This is a genomic window from Vibrio chemaguriensis (assembly GCF_012275705.1).
GTDB lineage: Bacteria > Pseudomonadota > Gammaproteobacteria > Enterobacterales > Vibrionaceae > Vibrio > Vibrio diabolicus.
Window position 1 is genome coordinate 45,473 of sequence record NZ_SHOE01000030.1, and the last position, 6,228, is coordinate 51,700.

5 protein-coding genes are annotated in these 6,228 nt (G+C 43.2%); all 5 read left to right on the top strand.

Annotation, left to right across the window (positions count from 1 at the left end; genetic code table 11):
- Positions 1–63: 63 nt before the first annotated feature.
- The 5 genes from EX191_RS20295 (at position 64) to EX191_RS20315 (ending at position 5,607) form a co-directional block, all read left to right on the top strand.
- Positions 64–723 (top strand): TIGR04219 family outer membrane beta-barrel protein, encoded by a 660-nt coding sequence (locus EX191_RS20295; RefSeq protein WP_193448365.1) that lies wholly within the window; start codon positions 64–66, stop codon positions 721–723.
- A gap of 156 nt (positions 724–879) precedes the next feature.
- Entirely contained in the window at positions 880–1,110 is a 231-nt protein-coding gene (locus EX191_RS20300; RefSeq protein WP_005455817.1) for a hypothetical protein, read from the top strand.
- A gap of 117 nt (positions 1,111–1,227) precedes the next feature.
- A complete protein-coding gene (locus EX191_RS20305) occupies positions 1,228–3,099 on the top strand; it encodes an assimilatory sulfite reductase (NADPH) flavoprotein subunit (RefSeq protein ID WP_193448366.1) in 1,872 nt (623 codons plus the stop codon).
- On the top strand, positions 3,099–4,835 hold the full coding sequence (gene cysI, locus EX191_RS20310; protein WP_193448367.1) for an assimilatory sulfite reductase (NADPH) hemoprotein subunit: 1,737 nt from the start codon (positions 3,099–3,101) through the stop codon (positions 4,833–4,835). Before EX191_RS20305 ends, cysI begins: the two co-directional genes overlap by 1 nt.
- On the top strand, positions 4,828–5,607 hold the full coding sequence (locus EX191_RS20315) for a phosphoadenylyl-sulfate reductase (RefSeq protein WP_193448368.1): 780 nt from the start codon (positions 4,828–4,830) through the stop codon (positions 5,605–5,607). Before cysI ends, EX191_RS20315 begins: the two co-directional genes overlap by 8 nt.
- Positions 5,608–6,228: the final 621 nt, after the last annotated feature.

A 6,228-nucleotide genomic window follows, 5' to 3' on the forward strand; every position in this document is an offset into this window, starting at 1 on the left:
AGTATGGTATATTTCCTCTCACGTCTTCAACGTGAACATCAGCTATCTCGGAGTACACACTACATGACAAATAAAGCGACCATCGCTTTAACAGCATTATCGTTGGCAGTATCTTTTCCTGTTTTTGCAGATTATTCTGTATCGACGAAAGTCGGCGCAGAGATCTGGGCTGCTGACACTAAAGTAAATGAAGTAAGACGAGATAGCAGCACAACAGGCGCATTTTACGCGGCGATTGAACATGATGTTAAATACGTTCCTAATGCGCGCCTTCGCTACTCAAGTGTTGATGCGGATTACATGGGGTTCGATAAGCTCGATTTCACCATGTACTACCAAGTTCTGGAGCATGATTTATTGCATTTTGATGCGGGTGTTACATTCAGTAATTTAAGTGACACTAAATACATTGATGCTGGCTCAAACAAGCGTATAGAAGAGTTTGATGAGCTGATTTGGGCTTGGTACGGTTACGCAGAGATTCAAGTTCCGGACACAAATTTTGATGTGATTGGTGAGATAAACTTTGGTGACAACAAAGGTATCAAAAGCACTGATTTCATGGCCGGTGTTCAATACCATGTACCGCTCGAAAAAGCTCAACTGGCTTTTCGTGGTGGTTACCGCGTGATTGATTTGGAGTCCGAGAAATTCATGTCGGATCTAGGGAAAGAGTTTATTTTTGCTAACGGCTTTTTTGTGAGTGCAGAATACGCATTCTAAATGCAGCCAGATTAGATACTCGATTTTTTTAAAACGTCGCTTTATAAGCGGCGTTTTTTATATCACTTCATTATATCCAATCGAATTTTCTGCCTATTTTGCTGACTTAGACCATGCTTACCTAGGAGCAATGTGAAAGTTAAAGCAGGGATAGCGATGACAATAAACGAACTAAGACATCTATTCCGTGAAAATCAGCTTGTCGAAGCGATTATTGAACCTGCAATCCAAGAGGGTGGCTGGGTTGTGGAGTTCAGACATGCGCGCGGTGGTTTTGTTTTTCTGACGGACAGTCATGGTGAAGAATGTCTTTATGAAGATTTGGATGCAGCGTCAAAATCGGCAATGGCAGTAGGCTTTCAACAAGTCCGCATTGAAGATCGATGAGCAAAAAGTAAGCCGTTCTTACTTCCAAAAAGTTATAAAACATTCACTTCTATTCTTTCTTGTTATTAAGGAGAGTGGGTACTCTATCGTCACGCAATGAATAGGGATGTCGTGATAATGTCTTTTCAAAAGAATGAGTATTCTCACAAGAATGTGTCTGAAGATAATAATGGGCAAGGAGGAAATCCTCCAGTCGCAAGCCCTCTGAATGACAAACAAATTAGCTCACTCCAACAAACTGTCTCTGAGTTGTCTTCACAGCAACTTGCTTGGGTCAGTGGGTATTTTTGGGGATTAGCTCAAAATCAACCAAATACAGCGGTAACGCCAATTGCACAAGCGACGGCAGCCGTATCAGCGAAGCCAGCAGGTAAGTTGAGTATTATTTTTGCTTCCCAAACTGGCAACGCTAAAGGCGTTGCTGAAGCTTTAGAGCAGGAAGCAAAAGCAGAAGGAATTGCTGTCGAACTTTTTGATGCAAGTGATTACAAAGGTAAAAACTTAGCCAAAGAAACACATGTCATTATTGTGGCATCGACGAATGGCGAAGGCGAAGCACCAGATAACGCTATAGAGCTACACGAGTTTTTGCAATCTAAGAAAGCTCCTAAGCTGTCAAACCTTCAATATGGCGTTATTGCTCTGGGTGACTCGAGCTACGAATTCTTCTGTCAAACCGGTAAAGACTTCGACGCTTACCTATCAAAGTTAGGCGCGACCCCATTTATCGATCGTCTTGATTGCGATGTGGATTATGAAGCACCAGCAGCTGAATGGCGTAAGAATGCGTTAGGTAAGGTAAAAGATACGCTTTCTTCTGGCACTGAAGCGGATGTGGTTCAACTTCCTGTGGGTCAAGCTGCGACTGCGCACTCTCCTTACAATAAACAAAACCCATACACAGCGACGTTACTGACCAGTCAAAAAATCACGGGTCGTGATTCTGGAAAGGATGTTCGTCATATAGAAATTGACTTGGAAGGTTCGGGGTTAACGTATCAGCCTGGTGATGCGCTAGGTGTGTGGTTTGAAAATAGTTCAGAACTTGCTAATGCCATTCTTGGTAAGGTCGGTTTGTCTGGGGTTGAAACCGTTGATGTTGATGGCGAAAGCTTGTCAATTCATAGTGCTCTCGTGAGTAAATATGAAATCACAACATCTAACCCACAGCTCATTACAAAGTTTGCCGAGTTATCCGGTAGCAAGAAGCTACAAAAGCTGGTTGACGATAAAGATAAACTTCGCGAGTACTCTGCAAATACTCAAATTGTTGATGTATTGGCAGAGAAGAAAACCAAGTTAACCGCAGATGAGTTGATTAGTTTGCTTCGTCGTCTTACTCCTCGCCTTTACTCTATTGCATCAAGCCAAGAAGAGGTCGATGAAGAAGTACACCTAACGGTTGCTTTGGTTGAGTACGAACAAAACGACGAAAAACGATATGGTGGTGCGTCGAGCTTCTTAGCACAGCGTCTCGAAGAGGGAGATGAAGTTAAAGTATTTGTTGAGCATAACAACAACTTTAAACTGCCGGAAGATGATAGCACTCCAATTATCATGGTTGGTCCAGGCACAGGGATCGCACCATTCCGTAGCTTTATTCAGGAACGTGAAAACCGCGATGCTGAAGGCAAAAACTGGTTGTTCTTTGGTGATCGTACTTTCACTCAAGACTTCTTATACCAAGTTGAATGGCAAAAGTACCTCAAGTCAGGAGTACTAAGCCGATTGGATGTTGCTTTTAGTCGTGATCAAGTAGAAAAAGTTTACGTACAGCACCGCATCTTAGAAAACGCAGCTCAAGTGTGGCAGTGGATCCAAGAAGGCGCTTATATCTATGTCTGCGGTGATGCAACGCGTATGGCAAAAGATGTGCACGACGCACTGGTTATCGTTGCTGAACAAGAAGGCAAGATGCCGCGTGACGATGCAGAACAATTTATTAATGACCTACGTAAAGCGAAACGTTATCAGAGGGATGTGTACTAATGACTTTTTCTACTGAAAATAACAAGCAGATTGTATTAGGCGAAGAGCTAGGGCCGCTATCTGATAACGAGCGCCTGAAGCGAGAAAGTAACTTATTACGTGGCACCATTGAGCAAGATTTACAGGACCGTATTACTGGTGGCTTTACTGCCGACAACTTCCAGTTAATTCGTTTCCACGGTATGTATCAGCAAGACGATCGTGATATCCGCAATGAACGCACAAAGCAAAAGCTAGAGCCATTGCATAACGTGATGCTTCGTGCTCGCATGCCTGGAGGCATCATCACGCCAACGCAATGGTTAGCTATCGACAAGTTCGCAACGGAGCACTCTTTATATGGAAGTATTCGTCTGACGACTCGCCAAACGTTCCAGTTTCATGGGGTATTAAAACCGAATATTAAGTTGATGCATCAAACGCTCAACAGTATTGGCATTGATTCGATTGCAACCGCGGGTGATGTAAACCGAAACGTGTTGTGTACCACGAACCCGGTGGAATCAGAACTTCATCAAGAAGCTTACGAATGGGCGAAGAAGATCAGTGAACACCTGCTTCCGAAAACACGTGCTTACGCTGAGATTTGGCTAGACGGTGAAAAAGTAGAAAGCACGGAAGAAGACGAACCGATTCTAGGCAAGAACTACTTACCACGTAAGTTTAAAACCACAGTGGTTATCCCACCGCAAAATGACGTAGATGTACACGCTAACGATCTCAACTTCGTAGCGATTGCAGATAACGGCAAGCTGGTTGGTTTTAACGTCCTGGTCGGCGGCGGCTTAGCGATGACGCATGGCGATACGTCAACCTACCCACGCCGTGCGGACGATTTCGGTTTCATCCCACTAGAAAAAACACTTGATGTGGCGGCTGCAGTTGTCACAACTCAGCGCGACTGGGGTAACCGTTCAAACCGTAAGAACGCAAAAACCAAATACACATTGGATCGTGTAGGTAGCGATGTCTTTAAAGCGGAAGTCGAGAAACGTGCTGGTGTTAAGTTTGAGCAAAGCCGTCCATATGAATTCACAGAACGTGGTGACCGTATTGGCTGGGTAGAAGGAATTGATGGTAAATATCATTTAGCGCTTTTCATCGAAAACGGTCGCTTATTAGACTTTCCAGGTAAACCACTTAAGACGGGTGTTGCTGAAATTGCCAAAATCCACAAAGGCGATTTCCGCATGACAGCAAACCAAAACCTAATTGTTGCGGGTGTACCTAAAAACGAAAAAGCGAAGATTGAAAAGATCGCTCGTGAACATGGCTTAATGGACGACGGCGTAAGTGAACAGCGTAAGAATTCAATGGCTTGTGTTGCTTTTCCAACTTGTCCGCTAGCGATGGCAGAAGCTGAACGTTTCCTTCCTCAGTTTGTTACAGATGTGGAGGGGATTCTGGAGAAGCACAACCTACCAGAAAATGACAACATCATTTTGCGTGTAACTGGGTGTCCAAATGGTTGTGGTCGCGCCATGTTGGCTGAAATTGGTCTAGTTGGTAAAGCGCCGGGTCGTTACAATTTACACCTAGGTGGTAACCGTGCCGGTACTCGAGTACCAAAAATGTATAAAGAGAACATCACGGATAAGCAAATCTTAGAAGAGATTGATCTGCTGGTGGCTCGATGGTCGAAAGAGCGTGAAGAAGGCGAAGCCTTTGGCGATTTCACTATTCGTGCTGGCATTATCCAAGAAGTGCTCGTATCAAAGAGGGACTTTCATGCTTGATTCTGTAGCGTCCAGGCTTGAGCTCACAGAGTTACTGACATTAACAAAGACGGAGCAAATCCTCCGTCTTGCTCAAATTAATGTCGAGCTCGAAAAGCTTTCAGCACAAGAGAGAGTAGCGTGGGCTTTAGATAATCTAGAAGGCGAGTTCGCGGTTTCTTCTAGTTTTGGTATTCAAGCCGCGGTTATGCTTCATTTAGTTACTCGCGCCAAAACGGACATCCCCGTCATTCTAACCGATACTGGTTACCTGTTTGCTGAGACGTACCGATTTATCGATGAGCTGACAGATGCTCTCAACCTAAATTTAAAAGTTTATCGAGCCAAAGAAAGTGCGAATTGGCAAGAAGCTCGATATGGAAAATTATGGGAGCAGGGCGTAGAGGGAATTGAAAAATACAACAAGCTCAATAAAGTTGAGCCGATGCGTCGAGCGTTAAAAGAGCTTAATGTTGGAACGTGGTTCTCTGGACTGCGTCGAGAGCAAAGTAAATCTCGTGCAGGTTTACCGATTCTATCAATTCAGAACGGTGTGTTTAAATTTCTACCAGTAATTGATTGGACTAATAAAGACGTTCATTACTACTTAGAACAACACGGCCTTAAATACCACCCATTGTGGGATGAAGGTTACCTTTCAGTTGGTGATACACATACCACTCGTAAATGGGAGCCGGGAATGTCAGAGGAAGAAACTCGATTCTTTGGCTTAAAGCGAGAATGTGGCCTACACGAAGATGATGGCTCTGAACAAGATGGGTCTGGCATATAGCCATAATGCTCTTTAAATAGAGTTTAGGTTAAGTTTAATAAAGATAGCTGCAATAAAGCAGCTATCTTTATTTATGGTACTTGAAAAACACGTCTCAAAGAACAACTCTGTGGATAAGTTGTGTGAGAGTTTGGGGTAAAGTTGAATAAATGAAGCTTTGATCGAAAACTCATCGTTTAACCATTATTTTTGCAATTTTTGAAAAATAACACTTGCCAATGTGAGCGCGATCTCTATAATGCCTCCTCGTCGACAGGGCAAGGCCTCACAAGGGTTTAAGCGAAGTTGATAAGGCTGAAAAGAAAAACGAAATAATTTGAAGAAAGTGTTTGACACAATAAATTATCTCGCTAGAATGGCCGCCTCTTCCGAAGTGATGTCAATCACAAAGAAGAGTTGCTCTTTAACAATATAGACCTATCAATCTGTGTGGGCACTCGTTGATGATAATCCAATTAGATACTTCGGTATCAAATTAGGTTTCAATGATACGAAGTGACCATTCGAATTGGGAAGCAGCCTTGAGCTGTTTTGTTTTACTTTTCTAAAGTGAAAACCAATAAGAGCACAGTCAATTCAAACATTACTTTATGTAATGTTCAGTATTCATTGAGCCGAACA

Coding starts and splice junctions, on each gene's coding strand:
- EX191_RS20295 (WP_193448365.1), top strand. CDS start 64: ATGACAAATAAAGCGACCATCGCTTTAACAGCATTATCGTTGGCAGTA.
- EX191_RS20305 (WP_193448366.1), top strand. CDS start 1,228: ATGTCTTTTCAAAAGAATGAGTATTCTCACAAGAATGTGTCTGAAGAT.
- cysI (WP_193448367.1), top strand. CDS start 3,099: ATGACTTTTTCTACTGAAAATAACAAGCAGATTGTATTAGGCGAAGAG.
- EX191_RS20300 (WP_005455817.1), top strand. CDS start 880: ATGACAATAAACGAACTAAGACATCTATTCCGTGAAAATCAGCTTGTC.
- EX191_RS20315 (WP_193448368.1), top strand. CDS start 4,828: ATGCTTGATTCTGTAGCGTCCAGGCTTGAGCTCACAGAGTTACTGACA.